Genomic DNA, 23084 nt, shown 5'->3' on the forward strand with positions numbered 1-23084 from the left:
CAGGTGCGCTACTCATCATGGACATTGTGGCGGTGAGTCCTGGGTCCGGCATTCAGGGGCAGATATAAACTGCCGGGATGCTGCAATCGGTAAGGATGAATGGAGTAGGCTATATTTCGATCCAGAACACCGGACGTAAATAATAAACATTCTTATTAAATTTTAACCGCCAATCGATATAGCTAAAATGACAAACGTAGACCATTCGGGAGACTGGGGATGTCTCGCCAAAACCTATCAGCGTGGGGAGTACAACCCTGCCCATTCTCATGATCGGGGGCAGCTGTTATTCGCCGAGAAGGGCGTGATGCTGGTTGATTCCGGGGAAAAACAGTGGATTATTCCTCCACAGCGGGCACTGTGGCTTCCTGCGGGTGAGGTGCATGCCTTTAATCTCCTCTCGCAGACTGACTTACGCACCGTGTATTTCAGCAGAGACTTTGTCAGGGCGGCCTGCGATGGCCGGGTACTTGAACACATCCATGTGATTGAGGTTACGCCCTTTGTACGCCAGGTCATTGGCCAGCTCTTTGAAAATCGTTTTAACCAGGAGACCCAGAAACTGATGGCGCAGGTGTTGCTGAGGATCCTCAATGAAACAGAGGCACTGCCGGTTGACCTGCCCATGCCGCGTGACGAAAAGCTGCACAGGATTGCACTCGATATACTGATTAATAATGACTGGGATACATCATTAAGCCAGCTTGCCGCCAGGGCAGCAATGTCAGAGCGTACGTTTACTCGCTTTTTTACTGCCGATACCGGCTACAGCTTCCGTACCTGGAAACAGCGGGCCCGGGTATTTGCTTCGTTTGACATGCTTTCTGATGGTATCCCGGTAAAACAGATTGCCTATCAGCTCGGTTTTTCATGTCCTGCATCGTTTATTTCGTCCTTTCGCACCATAACCGGCAGGACGCCGGCGACGTTCACAATGCGGGTGGACGATAAACTTACGGACGTCCCCGAAGGAAGCCTTGAGGCTCTCAGAGATCCCGCTGATAAAGAACGGCCTCTTTGATCCTGTTCAGTGCATGCTCAAGTTTTTCAACCGGTATCGAACCCAGTGCAATTCTGATCGCCTGTGGCACGTATTTTCCCGTACTGAAAGGTTCTGCAGTGGAAACGGATATCTTTTCAGGAATCAGGTACTTTAAGATTTTATCCGCACGCTCTTCACCCGATAAAGGCAGCCAGAGAAAATAGGAGGCAGGATGACTCAGGCAGGTCATTTCGCCAAAGATCTGGCGTGCCATGGACTGGCGTAACAAGGCATCTTTTCGTTTAAGCGCTTCCAGGCGCTTCACGGTCCCATCGTTAAGCCATGCCGTTGTAATGGCTGTGATAATTGAGGGTGTGTTCCATGTCGTCGTGCGGATTGCACGCTCGAGAGGCTCTCTCATCGATTGCGGGCAAATCAGCGCGCCGATACGAAGGCCGGCTGCGATATTTTTGGAAAAACCTGTTACATGGATAGTGCGTTCCGGTGCGAGAGCTGCCAGTGGCGGCGGACTGTTTTCAATCAGGAATGACCAGGCCGCGTCTTCAATGATCAACATATCATACCGGCGTGCCAGAGCGATCAGCCTGAGCCGGTGCGGTAAGTCAGTTACCCAGCCCATAGGATTATGCAGGGTGGGCATGGTATAAATTGCCCTGATTCTCCGCAGCCTACATAACGATTCGAGTACATCCAGATCGGCTCCTTGTCCGGCAGGCGGAATGGGTAAGAGCTCGAGATGCGCCAGTCCGGCAACAGCCTTAAAGCCCGGATAAGTCAGGCTGTCTACCGCAACGACGTCGCCCGGACTGAGCAACCCAAGGGCAACCATTGCCAGTCCATGCTGGGCTCCGTTAACAATCAACACATCATCCGCAGCAGGCCTGAAATCAGCACCAGACAGGTGCTCGGCAATGCTCAGACGATCCTGCACGCGGCCGGCATGGGGCTGGTAGCGCAAAAATGACTCGATATCGCCTGCAGATGTCAGCTGCCGAAATGCCTCTCTCAGTAGCTCAGCCTGTTCAGGTAAGGCTGGATAATTGAAATTCAAATCCAGCATGTCTGTCGCCACAGCATGTTGATCAACATGCTGACCGGGCGATACGGGAAATTCCCGCACAAAGGTGCCACGCCCCGTTTCCCCTTTGACGAGCCCCATGAGCTCAAGTTCGGCATAAACCCTTGAGGACGTAGCCAGGGAAATACCTGCCTGTATAGCAAGCGCCCGGTGCGTCGGGAGCTGTGTGCCTGCAGTCAACGTTCCGTTCCGGATTTTGGCAGCCATATCATCGACCAGCGACTTGTATCGGGCACGCATAAAGAAAGTGTATCCATGACAATTATTTGATTGCCATAAATTGTTGCTCCTACTATGCCTTCCGTCAATTACAAACATCGCGAGTGCAGGTCAGGGAAAAAATGTTGCTTAAAACAGAAAAAAAATCAGCATCCGGCTGGATCAACGGATTCACGGGCATGTGTATTTTCAGCGGGTCGTTACCGGCAACCAAAATGGCAATAGCCGATTTCAGTCCGTTCTTTTTGACCTTCAGCAGGGCAACGATAGCCGGCTTACTAGGTTTGGCCATGATCCTGGCCATGAAGCAAAAAGTACCATCGTTCAGGCAGGCTGGCGCCCTGCTGGTTGTGGCGCTCGGAGTGGTGCTCGGTTTCCCTCTTCTGACCGCCCTTGCGCTCGAACATGTGTCTTCCGCGCACTCTCTCGTATTTTTAGGGCTGCTGCCGTTATCAACAGCGCTATTTGGGGTAATAAGGGGAGGCGAAAAACCTGGTATACCTTTCTGGCTATGCTCAGGTGCCGGGAGCTTACTTGTCGTCGCTTTTGCCCTGAGCCAGGCAAGCAATACTTCTCTGACCGGTGACCTGCTCATGCTGGCCGCGGTGATTGTCTGCGGTCTCGGATACGCAGAAGGTGCAAAACTGACGCGTGAACTCGGTGGCTGGCAGGTTATCAGCTGGGCACTGATTATTTCTCTTCCGGTAATGTTTAGCGCGCTCCTGTTTACCTTTCCCGCGTCATTATCCAGTGTCTCAGTCACAGGGTGGCTGGGGCTGGGCTATGTTTCACTGTTCAGTATGCTGATCGGTTTTATCTTCTGGTATAAAGGTCTTGCTGCAGGCGGTATAGCAGCCGTTGGCCAACTGCAATTACTGCAGCCGTTTATCGGGCTGGCACTCTCCGCGACGCTCCTGCATGAAAAAGTCAGCACATTAATGATACTGGTCACCCTTGGGGTAGTAATATGCGTCAGTGGCTCTAAAAAATTCGCCTATAAATAATGATGAAATCTTCCTGATTCAGATTATCATTCAGAAATAAACAGTCTGAATCAGGCTATTTCGCCACGGAAAATTTTGTTTAATAGTAGTAATAATTTTATTTTTTTATTGGTGCAGTAATAATAACAATGCCAAGAACGATCAAAAACATTCCTGCACAGGTTGATAATGAGAAAGATTCATTTAAGAAAAGCATGCCTGAAAGAACGGAAAATCCTGCCCGCAGATATCCTCCACTGGTTGTAATCAAAGGTCCAAGCGTAATCACCAGTCGGAAATAAATTAACATCGCAAGTGCTGTGCATAATATGGCGAGTATACAGGCGGAAAATAACGCTTCGTTGCCTGGTGACAGCATCCAGGGTTTATCAAAAATAATGGAAACGGGCAGCATCATTACAGTGGCGGACATCATAGAACCGGTCGCTGTGACGAGCGGGGGGATCCCTGAAAAACGGGACACAATCAGGGGAGACAGGGCATAGCAAAAGCTGGCCGCAAGCACGGCAAGTTGAGCAAGAGGGGCAGCATGTCCGGCATCCCGGAATACTGATACCCCCATAATCAGCACGACGCCAGCAAGACCGGTCACTGTACCTGCTATTTTTCTGCCCGTCAGTTCGCTGGTTCCGGCCCCGAGCAGCCAGGCAATGAGCAGAACAAATACCGGCGGTGTGGAGTTCAGTACGCCTGCGAGCCCGCTGGTAATTTCCTGCTCTCCCCAACTGATGAGCGTATAGGGCAGCGCACACTGTAAAAATCCTTGTGCCGTAAAAAACAGCCAGACCTTGCCATGACGGGGAAAAGTTAATGACTGATAACGCATGACTACATATAAACTCAATGCCGCCACAAATACCCGGAAAGCAGTCAGTGTTAACGGTGATATTGTTTCGACTGCGACTTTCATTAAGGTAAAAGAATTCCCCCATATAAAAGACAATAAAACCAAAAGGCCAAGTTCTGTTATAAGTCGTGGATTAGCATGCCTGGACATTTTTATTTACCGGATACCCTGTTATGTTGCCTGATATTGTGATTCACAAAATCTGAATGACCTGACATTTGATGCGGAAACCATCATGACGCCCTGTCTTTTTTTAAAAGAGCATATCTTCGTTGAAAAGAAAAGCCTTTGTTATCATATCCTGTCATTGCCTCCCTCTTTGTGATGCTGACGGACAGCCTGGTCATGATCAGATAATTATCGCTGATTAACGCTGTTTGCAGGAAATGGATTCAACGGTTAATAATATTAAAAAAACAAAGCAGCACAGCCGGATGCCTTTACATCACTGAAATGCTCAGAAAAACCTTTTTATTCGCGATAATCATAAAGGTATTGTTGTCATTTTTATAAGTAAACCGAGGAGACAACATGTTTTATACGAGTGAATACGAATCGCCAGTGGGTTCCATTACTCTGGCCAGCGATGAACAAAACCTGGTGGGATTATGGCTGGCAGGGCAGAAATATTATGCGGACACACTAAAAAATGCTGACGTGCAGAGCACTGAACTTCCCGTTCATGTCGCAGCAAAAAAATGGCTGGATGACTATTTTCTGGGAAAAAATCCCCCTCTCAGACGAATACCCCTCGCCCCACGGGGTAGTGAATTCCGACGTAACGTATGGGACCTGCTCTGCCAGATCCCTTATGGTGAATTTACAACCTACGGTGCCCTGGGAAAAAAAATGGCTGCCCTCATGGGCCGTCAGAGCATGGCTGGTCAGGCTATTGGGGGTGCCGTCGGTCGCAATCCCGTTTCGATCATCATTCCCTGCCACAGGGTAATTGGCGCGGGCGGGAGCCTGACAGGCTTCGCCGGGGGAATTGATAAAAAAGTGAAGCTCCTAGAACTGGAAGGGGTCGACGTATCCGTAATGACCGTCCCGGTCAAAGGTACGGCTTTATAAAATCCACTGCTGCCAGCTCTCCGTTTTAACAGGTTAAAAATCATGGCATTTTGGCGGGTCGTTTAAATCATTTGGCGGTTAAAATTTAGCGGCAGACGATATGATTCAGATAACACCAGGCCTGGCCCGCACTACGTGCCGCTTAATCTACAAGTAAACGGGAGTTTTATGAAAACTGCAGATTCCGAAAATATCATCACGGGCATTGAAACAGCACTTGTGCATCTTGGCCGGGAATCTGCGGAAATAACCAATTCCGTTAACCCGCCATTAGTGCGGGCTTCAACCACCGTTTTCCGCACATTAAGCGAATTCAAAAATTCATACAAAGGCGTAGTGTTTGAATCACCTCGCTACGGACGTTCGGGTACCTCAACCAATTTCGAACTCCAGGCAGCAATGGCCCGGATTAGCAACGCTGAAACCTGCATTGCAACGTCATCTGGTTTGAGCGCGATTGCGGCCGTTATCAGTGCTCATGCTTCTCAAGGCAGTCATATTCTTGTCCAGCGAAATGTGTATGGTCCAACCAAGGCGCTTTGTGACAACAGCCTGAACATGATAGGAAGCCGGGTTGAATATTTTGATAATGCAGTCGATCTGGAAACAATGATTAACGAAGCGACAACGCTCATTTTCATTGAGGTTCCAGCCTCGCTTACGATGGACATGATCGATGTCCGGGCCGTGTGCCTGACTGCCAAAAAGCGAAACATTCCGGTGGCCTGTGACGGGACCTGGGGCACTCCTGTTTTCTTCGATGCCCATGCGCTGGGCGTGGATATTTCCATTCACGCTGCCACGAAATACATCAATGGTCACTCAGATTTAATGATGGGCCTTGTTACCGGGTCATATGATGCCCTGGCCTCAACCAGAGTCTGGTGCGACCGTTTCGGCTCACATGCCTCTGCAGACGCCTGCTGGCTGGTCCTGCGTGGACTGAGGACCCTGGCTGTCAGGATGAAACAACATCATGAAAACGCCCGCGAAGTCGCTAATTTTTTATGTGAACTACCAGCCATCAAAAAAGTCATGTTCCCGGCATTGCCGCCAGATCCAGGCCATAGCTTATGGAAATCACAGTTCACCGGTGCGCCCGGACCGTTTACCGTTGAGCTTAAAAACTGCAACGAAACGTCCTTTGAATTGTTCATAAATTCCCTGAAGTTATTTGGCCTGGGCACCAGTTGGGGCGGTTTCGAAAGTCTTGTCATGCCGGCAGTTCCGCATCATTTACGCTCGCTTGCGGTTTTACCGGATGAAGGAAGGCTTGTTCGTCTGCATATTGGGCTCGAAAGCCCCCGGGATCTGTGCAATGACCTTGAAAGGGCATTAGCGCATCTTTAATCAGGGCAGTTTTTTTCCGGCATAAACAGAAACGACTGAATTTTTCAGCAACAAAGTGGCGGCACCGCTGCCACTATGTCGTTTTTAAAACATCTTAGCGTCGCTCATCCTCTTTACCGTCAATTTGGATCCAGCCTGGTCAAACACAAGTACCGCCTTAACCCGGAGCCGGTTCTGTAAGACTGCAGGATTCGGGCGACCATCTGGCTAACTTCAGCTGAGTGCAATGCTATGAGTGAGTATTTCGTCATTATCCTTTTGATGACTTTTTTCGCAGCTGGCGTAGTGAAGGGTCTCACGGGCATGGGCCTGCCAACCGTGGCGATAGGCATACTTAGCCTTTTCATCGCTCTACCTGCCGCCGCCGCAATGATCATTATCCCTTCATTTGTCACAAATTTCTGGCAGCTGTTTACCGGCCCTTCAACCTCCCGCCTGCTTAAAAAACTCTGGCCCCTGGTGTTTTGCATCATTCCCGGCACCTTTGTAGGCTCGTTTGCCCTGGTATCAGCGCGACCGGAATGGGCTGTATTTGGTCTGGGGCTGGCATTGATAAGCTACGCACTTTATGCGCTAATCGCGCCTGCTGTGCTTTTGAGCCAGAAAACCCAGCGATGGCTGGGACCGTTAACCGGAATAGTGACAGGCATTATCACTGGCGCGACAGGGGTATCCACAATCCCATCAGTGCCTTACATTCAGTCACTTTCTCTGGAAAAAGATGAGCTCGTTCAGGCTCTGGGCCTGTCCTTTACTGTATCTGCCGTAGCCATGGCTGCAGCCCTGGCCGTTCACGGCAGTTTTGCCGCAGGCGAACTCACCTCTTCATGTGTTGCCATTGTGCCATCCTTGCTCGGCATGTGGCTTGGGCAAAAAGTAAGGAACCGGATTAGCACAGCATCCTTCCGGAAAGGCTTTTTGATATTTCTGATCCTGCTTGGAACAGAGCTGGTTATGAGACCGTTTATGTAATTCCGTTTTTGTACGCCCGCGGTTACTGCTTTGCAATGTAATGGTTCAGGCTCCTGCAATGCCATATACCCGCTTGATCCTCAACCAGCCAGCGGTGTGACATAGCTTCAGTTGCGGATCCGGTCTGTGTGTACCTAACGAGAGGGGCTGCCTCCGATAGCTTCCGGAGTATCCATCTCTTGCCTTTAACTCCCTATTTATCTCCCTACGACTTCTGCCAGGCAGCTTCCTAATTGTCCCGAAGACAGAGATCCGACTTTACCTTTTTTCGGATCTTTGCGAAAAGAAAGAGAACTGTGCATAGGTGTGGCATATCCATATGCCAGGCATCTGTATATGCAATACATATACACAACCAAACATAATTAGCATATACTTAGCCTATGCGCACACCCGGCGCATTACCACCTTCGGAGAGGTCCGAATATCGGGAGAAACACGATGAGAACCGTATCGATATTTAAAAACGGCAACAACCGCGCCATCCGTCTGCCCCGCGATCTGGATTTTGAGGGGGTGAGCGAGCTGGAGATCGTCCGGGAAGGGGACAGCATCATCCTGCGTCCCGTCCGACCGACCTGGGGCTCGTTCGCGCAGCTCGAGAAGGCCGACCCGGACTTTATGGCGGAGCGCGAGGACGTTGTCAGCGACGAAGGACGATTTAACCTGTGAACAAAATGTATATGCTCGACACGAACATCTGCTCATTCATCATGCGCGAGCAGCCGGAAGCCGTGCTGAAACGCCTGGAGCAGGCGGTGCTGCGGGGTCACCGTATTGTGGTTTCGGCCATCACTTATTCCGAGATGTGCTTTGGCGCCAACGGCCCGAAGGCATCGCCCCGCCACGTGCAGCTGGTTGACGCGTTCTGCTCCCGCCTCGATGCCGTCCTGCCCTGGGATCGCGCTGCGGTGGATGCGACCACGAAGATTAAGGTGGCGCTGCGCCTCGCCGGCACGCCGATCGGCCCGAACGATACGGCGATTGCCGGGCACGCCATGGCGGCCGGCGCGGTACTGGTAACGAATAATACGCGGGAGTTTGAGCGGGTTCCGGGCCTGACGCTGGAGGACTGGGTTAACTGACGGCAGAAAGAACGCATGAAGGAGGACTGTCCGATTTGCTTTGCGCCCGCACTGGATGTAACTGACATGAGGATGATCATTATCTGCGGACACGCTGGCTGGGCTTGTATATCCTGCTATGTCCGCAATGTTATTAATTTTGACAACGAGAAATCGTCTGAGGAATAAAAATATAGAAAGGACCGCTATAATCGTCCCTCCTGTCGTTTTTATTCCCTGCTGGACGCGCGGTTACGTAAGACTTCACCCACAACCGGTGCTGCGGTAAATGCATTTGGCCAGCCAGCGTAGAACGCAGCCTGGGTAACTACTTCTCCCGCTTCTTCTGCAGAAAGTCCATTATCCATCGCTCTGTTCAGGTGATAGCCAATCTGCGCGCTCTGTCCGGATGCGATTAACGCGCTGACCGTAATCAGGCTTCTGTCGCGGGGTTTCAGCGCGGGTCTTTGCCAGAGATCCAGGAACAGTGGATCTGCAGTGAATTTAACCAGGCCCGGAGATATTGGGCCAACATTTTTTCCACTGTCTCTGAACGCTGCTTTTCTGCTTCCTGATTGAGAGGAAGCAGGTCCGGAGAAGCTTCAGGAAGTGCATCTGCCGTGACGCCACGAGTTTCAAATACTGCTTTGGTCACGCTGACGGCTGACATTGCATTTGGCCAACCTGAGTAGAACGCCAGATGGGTAATGATTTCTGACAACTCCGCTGGCGTAACGCCATTATCAAGGGCAATGTCTATATAGTGCTTAAGGTCGCCAGGCTGGTTTCTGGCAATTAGCATGGCGACGGTCACCATACTACGATCCCTGGGCGAGAGGGCATCGCGTGTCCACAGATCTTCAGTAATCGCTTCTCGACCAAAGCGCGCAAGAGCCGGTGAAACGGAACGAATATCAGCTTCCGAAATTGTTGAAGGTTCAATTTTCATCATCGCTTTACCTTTTGTTTCCTCAGCAGTAGCAAAATCAGAAATAACAAGCGACATGGCCGCCGCTGCAATTACGCTTTTCATGTTAATCCTCACTGGTCAACGGTGCGGATCCTGTTTGATTCCGCTTCTGTTACGAAGAAATACCGGTTTTACCGGGATAGCGTCCTTACTGGCGCTCATATGCGCCGTTTGCCTGAGATAGTCACGGAAGTGTGGCGTTTGTCGGTGCAGTTGATACGCTTCCTCACTGGCGTAAATCTCATAGAAATACCAGCGGTTCGGAGTCTGTGAATCTGTAGCGGCATACATCGCTAATACACCTTTCTCTACTTTGAGCGATTCCGCCATTTCGGGCAGGACGATGTTTTTAAACTCGGTCTGAAATTCAGGCTTTACCTCGACGATTACCAGATTATTAATGGTTCGCTCATCCGGTATGATGTGTTTGTCCCCCAGAAATTGGGGCTCCAGGGTGATTTTATTTTTCCGATCGATAATGTCAGGTGCCCGGGCAGCGAATGCCTTATATGGTTCGGCATTCAGATGTTTGCGGTAAGCACTTTCGTTTCCATAGAGTTCGACCATGAATGCCTGACGTGGATTGTCGCTGCGGTGCAGGGCGTACATCGCCAGCGTACCTGCTTCATGATCAACCGAAGCGGAAATCGTCTGTCTGGCTACGTCTGCAAAATCTTTGTCCCGATCGGGCCTGACGCCGAGCTCAAAGAGATTCATCACTCGCTTATCCGGCGCGTCCAGTTTTGTTGCAAAGACAGGGCTGCTTATCAGCATGCAAATTAAAAGCATAAGAGTCTTTTTCACGATGATCCTTTTACTGAAATGGCTGTTTAAGACGTTCTATAAGTTCAGTTGGTAAGAAGGTAACCGATCGCTGCTGGCGCTCTCAAAGACGAGGGGAGGAAGCCACGTCATACCTGCATGCAGGGCGCTTGCCTTCATCGGTAAAAACACATCCGCAAGCGATACCCCGATCCTGCCGTCCGGCCCGTAAGTGGAGCTTCCCCCCGCAGCCGTACTGACAATAAACATCTCCTTTCCCTGCCACAAACCGGGTCCGACACTTCCCCAGGTTTCATTCAGCCAGGCCTTCATCATCGGCGTAATATTGAACCAGTGTGTCGGGAAGATAAAAACAACACGCCTGTGCTCACGCATCATTTTTCGCTCCGCGTCGCCATTAATCCGATGTGTGTCATAGCCATACAGCGTCTCAAGGTTGCGAACCGTCACGCCTTCCAGACTCTCAGCGGCTTCCTGCAGCCCTTTTGTCAGAACTGAGCGTTCCGGATAAGGGTGAGAGACGATAACGAGCGTTTTAATGTCGGTCTTTTCACGGCTATGAGCATAACTAACGGGCATGAGGAAGATAAAGGCAAACAAAAACAATGCTGCTGCTCTGCGCTGGAGTAACACCATCATAAACCTCCTTTGTCTTAACAGGATTGTAAAACGCTATGGTGTAACTGGAGCCAATTCTGGCAATCCTTCTACGATATAGGTTCGCGAATTGCCGGAACGGTGACGGATAGGGATGATCTTCTGGTACGCGGCCGAGCTATACCAGTCCTGGGCATTTTTGAGACTCTCAAACTTGATTACAACCAGTCTGCCCTGTGCTCCAAACCCTTCTTTAACATCGGGTTCACCTCCTCTGACGATGAAGCGTCCACCAAAAGGTCTGAAGGTGGATTCAACCTGAGCGCTGTACGGTTTGATAGCGTCAAGATCGGTCGCCTGAAACTCTGCGATGTAATAAGCAGGCGTTGCTGCCAGGGCTGACGCGAGCCCGGAGAGGGTGAAAAGAGTGGCTACCACTGTTTTAAAAATCATCCTTCCTCCTCATAAGCTTTCATGAAAGTGAATAAGGGCTACCGCGTCCAGACCTGCCTGGCGTCTTTCGTTTGCGGCGTGTTTTGCGCCATGATCCCCGTCAGAACGTGCGGCTGGTAGGTTTCTTCCAGAAACCGGATTTCCTCCGGGCTTAGTTGAAGATTTACGGCGTTAACCGCGCCATCGACGTGATCTTTTTTTGTGGCCCCTACGACAGGTGACGTGACTTTTGTCAGCAGCCAGGCGAGTGTGATTTCCGTCATGGACACCTGATGTCGTTCAGCAAGCTCGGCGACGCGCTCGATAATGCTCCGATCCTGTTCAGCCATGCTGTCATATTTTCCGCGGGCATAGGCATCCTCGGAGGCTCGCCGCGTGTGGCCTTCTTTCCGGGAGAGACGACCGCTCGCCAGCGCGCTATAGGGGGTCATGGCGATATCATCTTCAGCGCACAGACCGAAGAGCTCTCGTTCATCTTCACGCATAATCAGGTTGTAGTGGCTTTGCATTGAAACAAAGGCCGTCAGCCCTTCGCGTTCGGCAAGGGCGTTCGCTTTCGCAAGCTGCCAGGCATAGCAATTGGAAATACCAATAGCGCGCACTTTGCCCGCAGTAACGGCGGCATGAAGCGCTTCAAGCACCTCAATAACTGGCGTGTTGTAATCCCAGATGTGGTAAATGTAGAGGTCGATGTAGTCCATCCCCAGATTCTGCAGGCTCTGGTCGAGTGATCGGGCTATTGCCTCTTTTCCGCCGATCCCCGCGGCAATTTGCGCGGCGGTTCGTGGCAGAAACTTGGTGGCCAGCACCACGTCCTCGCGTTTTGCCATCTCCCGCAGCGCCCGGCCAACGTATCGCTCGCTGGAGCCGTTCTGATAGGCGATGGCGGTATCGTAAAAATTGATACCCTTTTCGAGACCGTAGCGGATGATGTCCCGGCTTGCTGTTTCGTCCAGCGTCCAGCGATGCTGGCCCGTTAACGGGTCGCCAAACCCCATACATCCCATACAGATGCGGGAGACCAGTAAGTCACTTTTACCGAGCCGGGTATATTGCATCGTTATTCTCCCTCTGGATTATTCACGACGGAATTGAGCAGATCGACAAGCCTTGAAGCGTGTTCCCGGGCAAGCGTTTTTTGCTGCGCGATTTTGTCGCCATCCCGGTCGGCATAGCTGATACCGCAGGTATAAACCGGCGCCAGCAGCTCAAGATTGCACAGTTTTGCCGTGGTCTCGAACGGAATAAGATACTCTTCAATGGCATGGCCAAAGAAACCGTCAGCGATATAGAGCGCCTGTGGCGCCCCTGTAGTGAAGGAGAGGAGCAGCTTTTTACCGCCCAGTTTCGCCGTTGAGCCATGAGCGAAGCCATGGACAAAGACCTCGTCCAGCCATTGTTTCATTAACCCGGGCAGCCCATACCAGGAAAAAGGAAACTGCCAGACAATCACATCGGCCCTGAGCAGGCTTTCCTGCTCCGCAGCGATATTGAATTTGCCGTCCGGATAGAGCCAATCCAGACGACGAATTTCAGCATCGGGAAGGGCGGTCGCCACTTCATCAAGGACAGTGGCGTTGGCGACGGAATGGTTCAGCTCAGGATGACCTGAAATAACAAGGATATTTTTCATTTCAATACGTTAAAGAGGCTGGTGAATTTTTAACCCAGTATAGAGTGATACCATTATTTTTTTAGAGCAGTAAAGGCTCATTCACTTTTAGACAAAAACTAATAATGGTCGACGGATCTCATTGTGCCCGGCCATCATGAACCCGTGAACTACGCCGTGATGCCCAGTAAACGTTCTGCATTGCGAAACGCGATGGCCTCTTTTTCAGCCTTGTTGACGGGCAGACTGTCGATAAATGTTTTTACACCGTCCAGGGTCTGATAGGGGTAATCAACGGAGAACAGGATCCTGTCTGCCCCCATTAATGCGTAGATAAACTGGAAGTGCGGAAGTGTCAGCATACCTGACGGGGTAACGTAAACGTGCTCCTGGAAGGTTCTCGTTAGCGTGCGTGACAGACCCGTTGCAGCCAGCGGAAGGCTGTCATCAAGACGCTGCAGCCAGAAGGGCAGCATCTCCCCCCAGTGGCCACTGATTACCTGCAGGTGGGGATATTTATCAAATGCGCCCGATAACATCAGCCGTAACAAATGTATCCCGGCTTCGTGATGCCAGCCCCAGCCAAACATAGAGAGCCGGGCGTTGACCTCTGCGCTGAAGCCCGTGAAGTAGGCCTGTTGCACGCTTTTAACCGGTAATCCGGGATGAAGATAGAGTGGCACATTCAGTTTATTAAAGCGGGAAAGCAGGGAGTCATAGGCAGGATGATCGAGAAAGCATGAAGAGGGTCGGCCATTCAGAAGTGCCCCCTTAAAACCCATTTTTTCAACTGCGCGGACAAGCTCTTTTTCAGCCTCTTCCGGCTGTGCCCAGGGAAGTGTGGCAAATGCCGCGAAGCGATCCGGGTGATTTCTTACCGCCCAGGCAAGGCGGTCGTTTGCCGCCGTATTTAATGTTACCGCTTTATCACCGGGAGCCAGCTGGGGGAATCCGCCCACAGAGAGGATCTGCAGGGTAATTCCAGCCTCATCCATATCCCTGAGGCGGCGGCTTCCCAAATCAGCGCCTTTCGCGTTTATCAGCGCATTCTTTTCTATCTGCGGCCGGCTTCGGTCAGGATTATGACCATCAGCGACGGTTTTCCCCCAGTCGCCAAGGAAAGGTGCCTGCTCAAACGCAACAGGTATACACGCTTGCCCTAACTCGCTGTCGAGATAATGTTCTTCGAGGCAAATGATTTTCATATTCTCACCCTTAATACAAAGCAGTAAAAGTGATGCAGACTAGGATCGCCCGGAACAGCCCGTTCGTGAGTGTCATTCATGACCGTCTGTCCCGGACGGGGTTTACACCATCGGTTTTTCCCAGGCGCCTCGTGTATCCACTCTGGTCTCTGTGGCAAGTTGTTCCAGCAGGATGATTTCCTCATCGCGTAACTGGATGTCTGAAGCGCAGGCGGCGTCCAGAACGTGATGGACTTTAGTCGCACCAACGAGGGGAAAGGTACCTTTTGCAATAGCCCATGCGATGGCTATCTGTGCCACGCTGGCATTCCTTTCGGCTCCCATTTTTTTCATGGCGGCGGTTAATCTTTCTATCTGCGGCAGTACTGCGTTATAACTTTCGGCCCGGCCACTCCCGGCAGGCATGGGATGATTTGAATCATAACGACCACTGAGCGCGCCTTGCTCCAGGACCATGTAAGCAAAGAACGTGATGTTATTTTGTCGGCAATAATCAAGGATCCCGGCCTCTTCAGAGGCGCGATAAAGCAGGCTGTAATGATTCTGTACTGCACTGAGGGAATAACCGGAAGCGTTAAGGATTTCGTTGGCGCGTCTAATTTGTGCCAGATTGTGGTTGGAAACCCCGACGCGTTTGACCTTACCGCTTTGTAAAAGTGGGATCAGTCCTGGCGTCCATTTCTCAACGTCGAGGGGATTGTGGATCCAGTAGATATCAATCGCGTCCACGCCCAGGCGTCCGAGGCTGGCCTCAAGCATATCGCTGACAGGCTGTGCTGACTGTTCGTTCGCAATCTGCGGCGTGAATTTGGTGGATAAAATCATATCCTCGCGGGGGAATTGACGGACTAACGTTCCCAGCGCAGCTTCTGAACTCCCCATACCATATACTGCTGCGGTATCCCAGAGATTGAGGCCCTTACTCATGGCCGTGGTGAACACGTCTGCCATCTGAGTATCAGAAAGATGATTGCCGAAGACGGTGTCGCCACCGGCAAAGCCTGTGCCCCAGGACCATGTGCCGAGCGCGACGGGAGGAAGAGTTTTCATATTCAGCTCCTGAAAAAAGGCCGGATCGTTGCTGACGTAAACCGGCCAAAGAGGGTGAGTAACGATGAAAGAGAGATGAATGGATTAAGTTGGCTGGCGGAGCGCATTTAATAGCGCCACACCGACACCGTGCGCTGAAGCGGGATTCTGCCCCGTGATAAGGCGACCGTCAGTAACCACATTTTCAGACCAGTTCGGGGCTTCGTGATGAAGCGCGCCATGCTCGCGGAGTGCAGTCTCAAGCAGGTAGGGAACCACATCGGTGGTGTGAACTTCTTCTTCTTCCTTGTTGGTAAAGGCCGCCACGTTTTTGCCTTTCACCAGGTATTCGCCGCTGCTGAGCCTGGCGTCTACCAGTGCCGCCGGGCCGTGGCAGACGGCTGAGACAATCCCATTGCTTTCATACACTTCGCGGATAATGCGCTGGGCATCCTGGCTGTCACGGAAATCCCACATGGTGCCATGCCCGCCCGCAAAGAAAACGGCGCTATAATCGGCACCGTTCAGCCCGGATAACGCAGGCGTTGTGGCCAGGCGCTGCTGAAAATCGGTTTCGTTCCAGTACCAGGCATTGACAGGGTCACTGAGGTCAAATCCATCCACCGGAGGCTGTCCCCCGCGAATGCTGGCTATCGTCGTTTTTAGTCCGGCATCTTCCAGCACTTTCAGCGGATGCGTCAGCTCGGCCAGGAAAAAACCGGTCGGTACGCCGGATGCGCCTTTAATCGGGTGGCTGGAAACGACACACAGCACGGGTTTATCTGCAGGTTTCATATCGGGCCTCACTCTTTATTTTTAAATTCAGCGGCAAAGAGATTTTCCCAGTTAATAAATGAGCCAAGCGGAATGCACTCGAAGCTTAGTAAGCCTGCTTTTGCCAGCGGGAATTCGGCCATGACGTTCATCGCCTCATCGACAGAGTCACATTCAAGAAAAATAGCAACGCCAGGTCTGTCCTGACGGAAGTAGATGTCGCGGATGAAGCCGGATTTATACAATCCCCAGGCGTGCAGCGCTTCAGCGTTAAGGTGCGGAGCATATTTTTCCAGCGATGCTCCGGGTACGGGGATATCCAGACATAAAATTCGCATCATAGTCTCCTGAACTCAGGTCGTTGTAGAAAGAGATAAAAGTATAAGAGGCGAATTTCACGAAGATTAGAGGAGCATTGACTTAAGCATCTTTAGCCTGTACTTAATAATCTGGCGGAGATTGTTTTAGGAACACATTATGAATAACGCCCTGTATAACCAGATACGCATCTTTCAGAGCATTGCGCGAGAGGGCAATATTTCGGCAGCCGCAAGACAACTGGAAATTACGCCTCCCTCCGTCAGCAATGCGCTTAAATTGCTGGAAGAGCATATTGGCCATCCGCTTTTTGTGCGTACAACCCGCCGTATTGAGCTGACGGAAACCGGGCAGCTGTTGCTGGAACAGACCGCTGCGGCGGTGGAGTCGCTGGAAAATTCGCTTGAAAGCATTCGCGACCAGAATCAGGAGCCCTCTGGTATCGTGCGTATCACGCTCTCGCGTTTTGCCTATCTGTTAATTCTTAAGCCTGCGATGGCGGAATTCTGTCAGCAATACCCGGGTATACAGCTGGAAATTTCGGTTTACGACGGTACCGTGAATATCATCGAAGAGCGTTTTGATCTTGGGATCCGTTTTGGCGATATCCTTGAGGGTGGAGTAGTGGCGCGGCCGTTAATGAAACCCTTTCGTGAAGGGTTATATGCATCCTCAGCTTATATCAGCGAGTATGGAATGCCTCAGGTGCCGTCAGACCTCAGTCAACACAAGCTGATTGGCTACCGTTTTATTACGAACAACCGCATCCTTCCGTTGATCCTGAATGACTGCGGAGAGCAGTTGACGGTTGAGATGCCCGGGCAGTTAATCAGTAACGATATCGACGTTATGGCTGACGGGATCCGTAACGGGCTGGGAATTGGACGCCTGTTTGAACCCATCTGGCAGTTACAGCCCGACAGGGAGCACTTTATGCCCGTGATGGAGAGTTACTGGAAAACCTACCCGCCAGTCTATCTCTATTACCCCAAAAACGCGGGTAAAACGAAAAGAGTGAAGGCCCTGATTGATTTTCTGATATCCGCTACGGGGCGATAAAGACGATAACGCTTCGTTCAGTATGGAGGTGCTTCACAACCCCAGCGGCCTGGCCTCCTGTATGAACTCAATCAGAAGGCGAAGCCCGATCGGCAATTGCCGACGGCTTGAATAATAGATATGAAAACCTTCCTCCTGCGGGGACCATTCCGTAAGCACCAGGCGGAGCCGTCCATCCTTCACATAGGGTGTAACAAGAGGCTCCGGAAAATACATCAGGCCGGCCCCGCCTAATACGGCCACAAGACCCGTTTCAGCCTGGTTGACCGTCACTGAGCCAGGCACAGTGATTTGGTACCTTTCGCCATTTCGCTCAAGTTCCCAGCGATAAATCCGATCGTCGCCGAGGCGATTGCTAATACAGCGATGGTGCAATAAATCATCAGGATGTTCAGGCGTTCCGTAGCGTTCAAGGTAGTCGGGGGATGCTGCGATAACCCAGCGAATATCGGCAGATAAACGCCGGGCAACCATGTCTTCCGGGACGGTGCCACCATAGCGGATACCGGCATCGAAGCCCGCATCAGTGACGTCAACCATACGGTTGCTGGCCACAATATCGATTTCAATATCGGGATAGCGATCCATAAACGCGGGCATAACCGGCGCAAGCAAAAGATTAGCTGCTTCAACGGCAGCATTGATGCGGATACGTCCGGTAGGGGTTTTACGATACCGATTAAGCGATTCAAGCGCGCCTTCTATCGTGTCGAAAGGTTGAAGGACAGACTGAACCAGTTCTTCACCTGCAGCCGTAGGTGTAACGCTCTTGGTCGTGCGATTAAGGAGGCGAACCCCGAGCCGTGTTTCCAGTCCCTTCAGGGCATGACTAAGCGCTGATGCACTGACACCTAATTCAATCGCCGCACGGCTGAAACTGCGATGACGTGCAATAGCCATGAAATAAATGAGATCGGCGACATCAGCTCTGCTTATTTGCATACAGAATCGTTTTCCTTGTGCGTTAAGGCCCGAATGTATGGATACGGAAATGATATACACCATAGACCGATTAGCGCTAATCCGTTGCTGAATTTATTTCACAAGTCCATCCACTCATCGCCTCTCACTGAACACGTTGTGCTTCGTTATTCTTGAAAATTATGCGCTCTGGCCGTCGGTCAGGGCGGAACATTCACCTAACGGAGCCGTGTATGAACTATACGCATCTTGGCCGCACCGGCCTGAAAGTCAGCCGCCTTTGTCTCGGAACCATGAATTTTGGTGACGTCACCGACGAGAAAACCAGCGCCCGCATTCTGGATGAAGCGCTTGAGGCGGGTATAAATTTCATTGATACAGCAGACGTGTATGGCACTGAGCAATCACCCGATATCCAGCAAGGTTCGGGGCTGTCCGAGGAAATTATTGGTCGCTGGCTCCAGCAGGGTGGCCGCCGTGACCGTATTGTTTTGGCGACGAAAGTCTATCAGCCTATGGGGCCAGGTCCGAACGATCGCCGTCTTTCTGCTTATCATATTCGCAAGGCCTGCGAAGACAGTTTGCGACGGCTTAAGACGGACCATATTGACGTCTATCTGATGCATCACATCGATCGCTATACGCCATGGGAAGAGGTCTGGCAGGCCATGGAACTCCTTGTTCAGCAGGGAAAAGTGCTTTATATCGGTAGCAGCAATTTCGCGGGCTGGGACATTGCGACTGCGCAGTCAGTTGCTACGGCCCGTCATTCCCTTGGCCTGGTTGCTGAGCAAAGTCTCTACAATTTGACTGCCCGGACTGTTGAGCTGGAGGTCATTCCCTCATGCCGTCATTTTGGCCTAGGACTGATTCCCTGGAGTCCACTTGCCGGAGGGTTGCTTGGCGGCGTACTGAAAAAGATGGAAAGCGGGCGCCGTGCAAGGCCCGCGTTTTCCCGTCTAATCGAACAGTATCGTCCACAGCTGGAAGCCTACGAAGGATTATGTGAGGACCTCGACGAAACCCCTTCCGATGTGGCTCTTGCCTGGCTCCTGCAGAATCCTGTCGTTACTGCGCCACTTATCGGGCCTCGTACGGTCGAACAACTCCAGCAGGCGCTTCACGCAACGACAATCACGCTATCAGACGACACCATGAGCTGTCTCGACGAAATCTGGCCCGGACCCGGGGGAGAAGCGCCACAGGCTTATGCCTGGTAAGGACCAAATTAATGAATCCTTTCTTCGCTATAGGGAGTTCCAGTTTATGAGCAAGATGATGCATGACCAGCATTCTGCTTCCGTACCCGCTTCCCGGGATCGTCGCAATTTTCTGATCGCCGGCGCCGGTCTGGCATTGGCCGCAACCACCCTTGGCAGGAGCGGTGCAGTGATGGCGAAACCGGCTGGTCAGGACACGTCGAACGCACCTTCGGATGCTGTTCCCGTCCAGAAGGAGACCTTAACCACGCGTAAACTCGGCTCGCTGGAGGTTTCCAGCATGGGACTCGGGTGTCTGCCTATGGTGGGGTATTACGGCGGTGGTCTGCGCGATCGTAAAGCCATGGTTTCGCTCATCCGGGCCGCCTTCGAACAAGGCATTACGTTCTTTGATACTGCCGAGGTGTATGGCCCTCATCTCAGTGAAGAATTTGTCGGGGAAGCACTGGCCCCCGTTCGCGATCGTGTGGTGATTGCCACTAAGTTCGGTTTCGGTGTGGAGGAGGGGAAGCCAACCTCCATCAACAGCCATCCTGACCATATCCGCCGCGCCGTAGAGGGCTCGCTAAAGCGTCTGAAAACGGACCATATCGATCTTCTTTATCAACATCGCCCTGATCCGAATGTGCCGATTGAGGATGTGGCGGAAACCGTGAAGGCGTTGATCCAGGAGGGTAAAGTGAAACACTGGGGATTGTCGGAAGCGAGTGCCAGGACAATCCGCCGCGCACATACGGTACTCCCTGTGACTGCAGTACAGAGTGAGTATGCCATGTGGTGGCGTGAACCGGAAACGCGGATATTTCCAACGCTCGAAGAGCTGGGTATCGGTTTCGTACCTTACTGCCCGACCGCCCGCAGTTTCCTTGCCGGAGCAGTCAATCCAAGCCAGCGGTTCGACAGCACCGATCGGCGGCATAACCTGCCACGCTTCCAGCCCGATGCCCTGGCCAAAAACATGGTACTGCTTGGATTCGCGCAGTCGTGGGCCCGTCGCAAAAACACCACTCCGGTTCAGTTCGCGCTGGCCTGGGTGATGGCGCAGCGGCCCTGGATTGTCCCTATCCCGGGTACGACGCAATATCCGCACCTAATAGAAAACAGCGGTGCACCGCAAGTCCGGTTGACGGACAGCGAGCTACGCGAAATCGATGCGGCGCTTGCCAAAATCCCATTGCAGGGCGGTCGCGCCGACCCGTTTACCGAAAGTCAGTTTGATAAAAATTAATACCTGCTGTCACAGGGAGACTGCAGGTAAAGTCTCCCTCAGTGCTATTGCCGGGGGTAAACCACATGAATGGACTAAATCATAACGCGCTTACGCGCAGTGCCGTCCCCATACCGCCCTGCGAGCGTTCTCTTCAGACCGTGGAGGCCCAACCGTACTTCAGCGTTTCAGAGGCGTCGCTCGTGCTCGAAGGGGCTGTGTTCGATCGGAACAATAACCTGCTGTTTGTTGATGTGGTGACGGGACGCGTGTTTAAGCTCACCCCGGAGCGGCAGCTTACCATTGTCCTTAAGGAGAATACATTCGGTGCTTCCGGCCTGGCGGTACACAAAGATGGACGGATCTTTATTGCGTCGGTGGGCGATATGCAGCGAGGTTCAGTCCGGGCTATTGAACCCGACGGCACCCGTGAGCAGATGGTTGTTGCTCCTGATGCTGGATTTCTTGTCAACGACCTGGTCTTTGATAATCAGGGCGGATTTTATTTTACTGACAGCCGGGGAAATTCAGCCGATCCACAGGGTGGGGTGTTCTACGTTAGTCCCAACGTCGGGTCAATTCATACCATCCTGCCTGGACTCGCGGTCGGGAACGGCATAGCGATTGACTCCGCCGGCTCTCAGATATGGGCCACAGAACACGCTAAAAACAGGCTTCATCGCGTAAGATTGTCAGACGCCACCACGATTGCCCCCTTTGGTTCGGTTGTTACCTATCAGTTCACCGGGCCGGCTCCAGATGGGGCCCGTGTCGACAGCGAAGGCAATGTATATGTGGCCATCTCAGGCCAGGGACGCGTCATGGTCTTCAACCGCAACGGACTGCCGATTGGGCAAATTGTGCTGCCTGACCGCGACAAAGGTCGTAACCTTAAATCGACAAGCCTGGCGATCCGACCCGGACATCACGAGTTGTTCATTGTCACCAACAGCGGGAACGAACCTGGTGGAGCGATGATTTTTCGATCGGGCGCATTCGCGCCGGCACCGCTTCCCTTTTCACATCAGTGACCGGGCATGAGTGTCCTGGGGGACCCGGCAACGCCGGGCTAGGGTAGGGCATTAACAGTCCTGTATTGCTGAAGGCGGCGTGAGTGAAGGTGGCGTATCCGGAAGCGGGGGAATGATCCCGTCGACGGGGTGTGGCAGATAGTGTGTCTCGAGTTCCATGATTTCGTCATCGCTAAGTGAAAAGTCCAGTGCGCTGATAGCCGTGGAAAGATGTTCTGGTTTCGTCGCGCCGATGATCGGTGCTGTGATGACCGTTTTTGATAGCAACCAGGCAATTGCAACATGGGCTCTTGGCACATGGTGCTTTTCAGCAATGCTGGCAACAACATCAATAACGGGCTTATCCAGAAGGGTTGCGTTCTCATACATTTTTAACGCAAAGGCATCGTTTTGCGTTCGTCGGGACGTGACACTCCAGTCGCGCGTGAGCCTGCCGCGTGCCATCGGACTCCAGGGGATCACACCAACGCCCTGGTCTTCACACAGGGGCAACATCTCGCGCTCTTCTTCCCGGTAAAGCAGATTGTATTGCGGTTGCATCGTAATAAATCGGGTCCAGCCGTTACGCTCTGCCGTATGCTGCATTTTTGCAAAGCGCCAGGCTTCCATAGATGATGCGCCGATGTAACGTACTTTTCCTGATTTAACGAGGTCATGCAGAGCCTCCATGGTCTCTTCAACAGGCGTGGAGTGGTCAAAGCGGTGAATCTGAAAGAGATCGACATAATCCATACCTAAGCGCATCAGGCTATCGTCAATAGATTGAAAAATGGCTTTGCGGGAAAGAAACCCGGTATTGGGTGAGTTGCGCCACGGAAAGAAGGTCTTTGTCGCCACAACGATCTCATCGCGTCTGGCCATTTCTTTCAGTGCTTTTCCAGTGATCTCTTCAGAACTTCCGCCCGAGTATATATTCGCGGTATCAAAAAAATTAATGCCCGCTTCAAGCGCCTGACGAATGAGTGGACGTGACGCCTTTTCATCCAGGGACCAGGGTTGAGGAAGACGTTCAGGTTCACCATAGCTCATACAACCGAGGCAAAGACGGGATACTTTCAAACCGCTACGACCCAGATTCACATACTTCATTCTGTGTTCCTTCTTTTATTGCCAGCAATTCTTTGTGTGACAGGGTATTGCACTGACATGAAGGGAACCAGCATGCGTTATCGAATGGTGTTGTGAGTTTTTTTCACAGATGGGCGTAATCGTCAGTGGATTTTCTATTAAAGGAAAGCGACCCACAAATCTGTATAAGAGAATTAATAGCAAGATCCAACAATCAGCATTAGATGAA

General features: G+C 51.9%; 23 protein-coding genes and 2 pseudogenes. 11 read left to right on the plus strand and 14 right to left on the minus strand.

The features are described 5' to 3' along the window. The first annotated feature begins 187 nt into the window (after nucleotides 1-187). Complete coding sequence (locus tag K5I40_RS18275; RefSeq protein ID WP_223075140.1) at nucleotides 188-1021, plus strand: helix-turn-helix domain-containing protein; 834 nt, start codon at nucleotides 188-190, stop codon at nucleotides 1019-1021. Here K5I40_RS18275 and K5I40_RS18280 read toward each other — a convergent pair. After that, the gene (locus K5I40_RS18280; RefSeq protein WP_223075141.1) at nucleotides 987-2321 is read right to left on the minus strand and encodes a PLP-dependent aminotransferase family protein; all 1335 of its coding nucleotides are present in this window, start codon (nucleotides 2319-2321) and stop codon (nucleotides 987-989) included. The genes K5I40_RS18275 and K5I40_RS18280 overlap by 35 nt on opposite strands. 101 nt (nucleotides 2322-2422) lie before the next feature. On the opposite strand from K5I40_RS18280, the gene K5I40_RS18285 reads away from it, so the two are divergent. Next, complete coding sequence (locus K5I40_RS18285) at nucleotides 2423-3304, plus strand: DMT family transporter (protein ID WP_251929784.1); 882 nt, start codon at nucleotides 2423-2425, stop codon at nucleotides 3302-3304. Nucleotides 3305-3401: 97 nt separating this feature from the next. Here the strand turns inward: K5I40_RS18285 and K5I40_RS18290 are convergent, their stop codons facing one another. Then, a complete protein-coding gene (locus K5I40_RS18290) occupies nucleotides 3402-4301 on the minus strand; it encodes a DMT family transporter (RefSeq protein ID WP_223075143.1) in 900 nt (299 codons plus the stop codon). A gap of 381 nt (nucleotides 4302-4682) precedes the next feature. On the opposite strand from K5I40_RS18290, the gene K5I40_RS18295 reads away from it, so the two are divergent. The 5 genes from K5I40_RS18295 to K5I40_RS18315 all read left to right on the plus strand — a co-directional run bounded on the left by K5I40_RS18295 (nucleotide 4683) and on the right by K5I40_RS18315 (nucleotide 8629). Next, on the plus strand, nucleotides 4683-5222 hold the full coding sequence (locus tag K5I40_RS18295; RefSeq protein ID WP_223075144.1) for a methylated-DNA--[protein]-cysteine S-methyltransferase: 540 nt from the start codon (nucleotides 4683-4685) through the stop codon (nucleotides 5220-5222). 168 nt (nucleotides 5223-5390) lie between these two features. Beyond that, complete coding sequence (locus K5I40_RS18300; protein ID WP_223075145.1) at nucleotides 5391-6572, plus strand: PLP-dependent aspartate aminotransferase family protein; 1182 nt, start codon at nucleotides 5391-5393, stop codon at nucleotides 6570-6572. A 231-nt stretch (nucleotides 6573-6803) separates the two neighbouring features. Further along, nucleotides 6804-7544, plus strand: a complete 741-nt coding sequence (locus tag K5I40_RS18305; RefSeq protein WP_223075146.1) for a sulfite exporter TauE/SafE family protein — start codon at nucleotides 6804-6806, stop codon at nucleotides 7542-7544. Between the two features lie 441 nt (nucleotides 7545-7985). Beyond that, nucleotides 7986-8216, plus strand: coding sequence for a type II toxin-antitoxin system VapB family antitoxin (gene vapB, locus K5I40_RS18310; protein ID WP_021312767.1), 231 nt, complete (start codon nucleotides 7986-7988; stop codon nucleotides 8214-8216). Next, nucleotides 8213-8629: a type II toxin-antitoxin system VapC family toxin gene (locus tag K5I40_RS18315; protein WP_223075147.1), complete on the plus strand. Its 417-nt coding sequence runs from the start codon at nucleotides 8213-8215 to the stop codon at nucleotides 8627-8629. Before vapB ends, K5I40_RS18315 begins: the two co-directional genes overlap by 4 nt. 209 nt (nucleotides 8630-8838) lie before the next feature. On the opposite strand, the pseudogene K5I40_RS18320 reads toward K5I40_RS18315, so the two are convergent. The 10 genes and pseudogenes from K5I40_RS18320 to K5I40_RS18365 all read right to left on the minus strand — a co-directional run bounded on the left by K5I40_RS18320 (nucleotide 8839) and on the right by K5I40_RS18365 (nucleotide 16369). Continuing rightward, a pseudogene (locus tag K5I40_RS18320) lies at nucleotides 8839-9641 on the minus strand (carboxymuconolactone decarboxylase family protein). Nucleotides 9642-9656: 15 nt separating this feature from the next. Beyond that, nucleotides 9657-10352 (minus strand): putative quinol monooxygenase, encoded by a 696-nt coding sequence (locus tag K5I40_RS18325; RefSeq protein ID WP_223075286.1) that lies wholly within the window; start codon nucleotides 10350-10352, stop codon nucleotides 9657-9659. 40 nt (nucleotides 10353-10392) lie between these two features. After that, nucleotides 10393-10997: pseudogene (locus K5I40_RS18330) on the minus strand (NAD(P)H-dependent oxidoreductase). A gap of 36 nt (nucleotides 10998-11033) precedes the next feature. Further along, nucleotides 11034-11411, minus strand: coding sequence for a DUF1330 domain-containing protein (locus tag K5I40_RS18335; protein WP_223075149.1), 378 nt, complete (start codon nucleotides 11409-11411; stop codon nucleotides 11034-11036). Nucleotides 11412-11449: 38 nt separating this feature from the next. Beyond that, nucleotides 11450-12469: an aldo/keto reductase gene (locus K5I40_RS18340; RefSeq protein WP_223075150.1), complete on the minus strand. Its 1020-nt coding sequence runs from the start codon at nucleotides 12467-12469 to the stop codon at nucleotides 11450-11452. A gap of 2 nt (nucleotides 12470-12471) precedes the next feature. Next, entirely contained in the window at nucleotides 12472-13044 is a 573-nt protein-coding gene (locus K5I40_RS18345) for an NAD(P)H-dependent oxidoreductase (RefSeq protein ID WP_223075151.1), read from the minus strand. 149 nt (nucleotides 13045-13193) lie between these two features. Beyond that, nucleotides 13194-14228 carry an amidohydrolase family protein gene (locus tag K5I40_RS18350; RefSeq protein WP_223075152.1) on the minus strand — a complete coding sequence of 345 codons (1035 nt, stop codon included), beginning with the start codon at nucleotides 14226-14228 and terminating at the stop codon, nucleotides 13194-13196. 102 nt (nucleotides 14229-14330) lie between these two features. Next, nucleotides 14331-15278, minus strand: a complete 948-nt coding sequence (locus K5I40_RS18355) for an aldo/keto reductase (protein WP_223075153.1) — start codon at nucleotides 15276-15278, stop codon at nucleotides 14331-14333. 84 nt (nucleotides 15279-15362) lie between these two features. After that, complete coding sequence (locus tag K5I40_RS18360; RefSeq protein ID WP_223075154.1) at nucleotides 15363-16052, minus strand: type 1 glutamine amidotransferase domain-containing protein; 690 nt, start codon at nucleotides 16050-16052, stop codon at nucleotides 15363-15365. 8 nt (nucleotides 16053-16060) lie between these two features. Beyond that, complete coding sequence (locus K5I40_RS18365) at nucleotides 16061-16369, minus strand: superoxide dismutase (protein WP_223075155.1); 309 nt, start codon at nucleotides 16367-16369, stop codon at nucleotides 16061-16063. Nucleotides 16370-16508: 139 nt separating this feature from the next. Here K5I40_RS18365 and K5I40_RS18370 point away from each other — a divergent pair, with 139 nt between their 5' ends. Beyond that, nucleotides 16509-17408 carry a LysR family transcriptional regulator gene (locus K5I40_RS18370; RefSeq protein ID WP_223075156.1) on the plus strand — a complete coding sequence of 300 codons (900 nt, stop codon included), beginning with the start codon at nucleotides 16509-16511 and terminating at the stop codon, nucleotides 17406-17408. Nucleotides 17409-17441: 33 nt separating this feature from the next. Here K5I40_RS18370 and K5I40_RS18375 read toward each other — a convergent pair whose 3' ends face one another. Then, nucleotides 17442-18350, minus strand: a complete 909-nt coding sequence (locus tag K5I40_RS18375; RefSeq protein WP_223075157.1) for a LysR family transcriptional regulator — start codon at nucleotides 18348-18350, stop codon at nucleotides 17442-17444. Nucleotides 18351-18562: 212 nt separating this feature from the next. Between K5I40_RS18375 and K5I40_RS18380 the strand changes: the two genes are divergently transcribed. The 3 genes from K5I40_RS18380 (at nucleotide 18563) to K5I40_RS18390 (ending at nucleotide 21787) form a co-directional block, all read left to right on the plus strand. Then, complete coding sequence (locus K5I40_RS18380) at nucleotides 18563-19549, plus strand: aldo/keto reductase (protein WP_223075158.1); 987 nt, start codon at nucleotides 18563-18565, stop codon at nucleotides 19547-19549. A 46-nt stretch (nucleotides 19550-19595) separates the two neighbouring features. Beyond that, nucleotides 19596-20777 carry an aldo/keto reductase gene (locus K5I40_RS18385; protein ID WP_223075159.1) on the plus strand — a complete coding sequence of 394 codons (1182 nt, stop codon included), beginning with the start codon at nucleotides 19596-19598 and terminating at the stop codon, nucleotides 20775-20777. Nucleotides 20778-20842: 65 nt separating this feature from the next. Further along, on the plus strand, nucleotides 20843-21787 hold the full coding sequence (locus K5I40_RS18390; protein WP_223075160.1) for an SMP-30/gluconolactonase/LRE family protein: 945 nt from the start codon (nucleotides 20843-20845) through the stop codon (nucleotides 21785-21787). A 51-nt stretch (nucleotides 21788-21838) separates the two neighbouring features. On the opposite strand, the gene K5I40_RS18395 is transcribed toward K5I40_RS18390, so the two are convergent. Then, nucleotides 21839-22876, minus strand: a complete 1038-nt coding sequence (locus tag K5I40_RS18395; protein ID WP_223075161.1) for an aldo/keto reductase — start codon at nucleotides 22874-22876, stop codon at nucleotides 21839-21841. Nucleotides 22877-23084 lie beyond the last annotated feature (208 nt).

Origin of the sequence: Leclercia sp. LTM14, assembly GCF_023736175.1 — a bacterium.
Lineage (GTDB): Bacteria > Pseudomonadota > Gammaproteobacteria > Enterobacterales > Enterobacteriaceae > Enterobacter > Enterobacter barmai.

Coding starts and splice junctions, on each gene's coding strand:
- K5I40_RS18275 (WP_223075140.1), top strand. CDS start 188: ATGACAAACGTAGACCATTCGGGAGACTGGGGATGTCTCGCCAAAACC.
- K5I40_RS18280 (WP_223075141.1), bottom strand. CDS start 2,321: ATGCGTGCCCGATACAAGTCGCTGGTCGATGATATGGCTGCCAAAATC.
- K5I40_RS18285 (WP_251929784.1), top strand. CDS start 2,423: ATGTTGCTTAAAACAGAAAAAAAATCAGCATCCGGCTGGATCAACGGA.
- K5I40_RS18290 (WP_223075143.1), bottom strand. CDS start 4,301: ATGTCCAGGCATGCTAATCCACGACTTATAACAGAACTTGGCCTTTTG.
- K5I40_RS18295 (WP_223075144.1), top strand. CDS start 4,683: ATGTTTTATACGAGTGAATACGAATCGCCAGTGGGTTCCATTACTCTG.
- K5I40_RS18300 (WP_223075145.1), top strand. CDS start 5,391: ATGAAAACTGCAGATTCCGAAAATATCATCACGGGCATTGAAACAGCA.
- K5I40_RS18305 (WP_223075146.1), top strand. CDS start 6,804: ATGAGTGAGTATTTCGTCATTATCCTTTTGATGACTTTTTTCGCAGCT.
- vapB (WP_021312767.1), top strand. CDS start 7,986: ATGAGAACCGTATCGATATTTAAAAACGGCAACAACCGCGCCATCCGT.
- K5I40_RS18325 (WP_223075286.1), bottom strand. CDS start 10,352: ATGCTGATAAGCAGCCCTGTCTTTGCAACAAAACTGGACGCGCCGGAT.
- K5I40_RS18335 (WP_223075149.1), bottom strand. CDS start 11,411: ATGATTTTTAAAACAGTGGTAGCCACTCTTTTCACCCTCTCCGGGCTC.
- K5I40_RS18340 (WP_223075150.1), bottom strand. CDS start 12,469: ATGCAATATACCCGGCTCGGTAAAAGTGACTTACTGGTCTCCCGCATC.
- K5I40_RS18345 (WP_223075151.1), bottom strand. CDS start 13,044: ATGAAAAATATCCTTGTTATTTCAGGTCATCCTGAGCTGAACCATTCC.
- K5I40_RS18350 (WP_223075152.1), bottom strand. CDS start 14,228: ATGAAAATCATTTGCCTCGAAGAACATTATCTCGACAGCGAGTTAGGG.
- K5I40_RS18355 (WP_223075153.1), bottom strand. CDS start 15,278: ATGAAAACTCTTCCTCCCGTCGCGCTCGGCACATGGTCCTGGGGCACA.
- K5I40_RS18360 (WP_223075154.1), bottom strand. CDS start 16,052: ATGAAACCTGCAGATAAACCCGTGCTGTGTGTCGTTTCCAGCCACCCG.
- K5I40_RS18365 (WP_223075155.1), bottom strand. CDS start 16,369: ATGCGAATTTTATGTCTGGATATCCCCGTACCCGGAGCATCGCTGGAA.
- K5I40_RS18370 (WP_223075156.1), top strand. CDS start 16,509: ATGAATAACGCCCTGTATAACCAGATACGCATCTTTCAGAGCATTGCG.
- K5I40_RS18375 (WP_223075157.1), bottom strand. CDS start 18,350: ATGCAAATAAGCAGAGCTGATGTCGCCGATCTCATTTATTTCATGGCT.
- K5I40_RS18380 (WP_223075158.1), top strand. CDS start 18,563: ATGAACTATACGCATCTTGGCCGCACCGGCCTGAAAGTCAGCCGCCTT.
- K5I40_RS18385 (WP_223075159.1), top strand. CDS start 19,596: ATGAGCAAGATGATGCATGACCAGCATTCTGCTTCCGTACCCGCTTCC.
- K5I40_RS18390 (WP_223075160.1), top strand. CDS start 20,843: ATGAATGGACTAAATCATAACGCGCTTACGCGCAGTGCCGTCCCCATA.
- K5I40_RS18395 (WP_223075161.1), bottom strand. CDS start 22,876: ATGAAGTATGTGAATCTGGGTCGTAGCGGTTTGAAAGTATCCCGTCTT.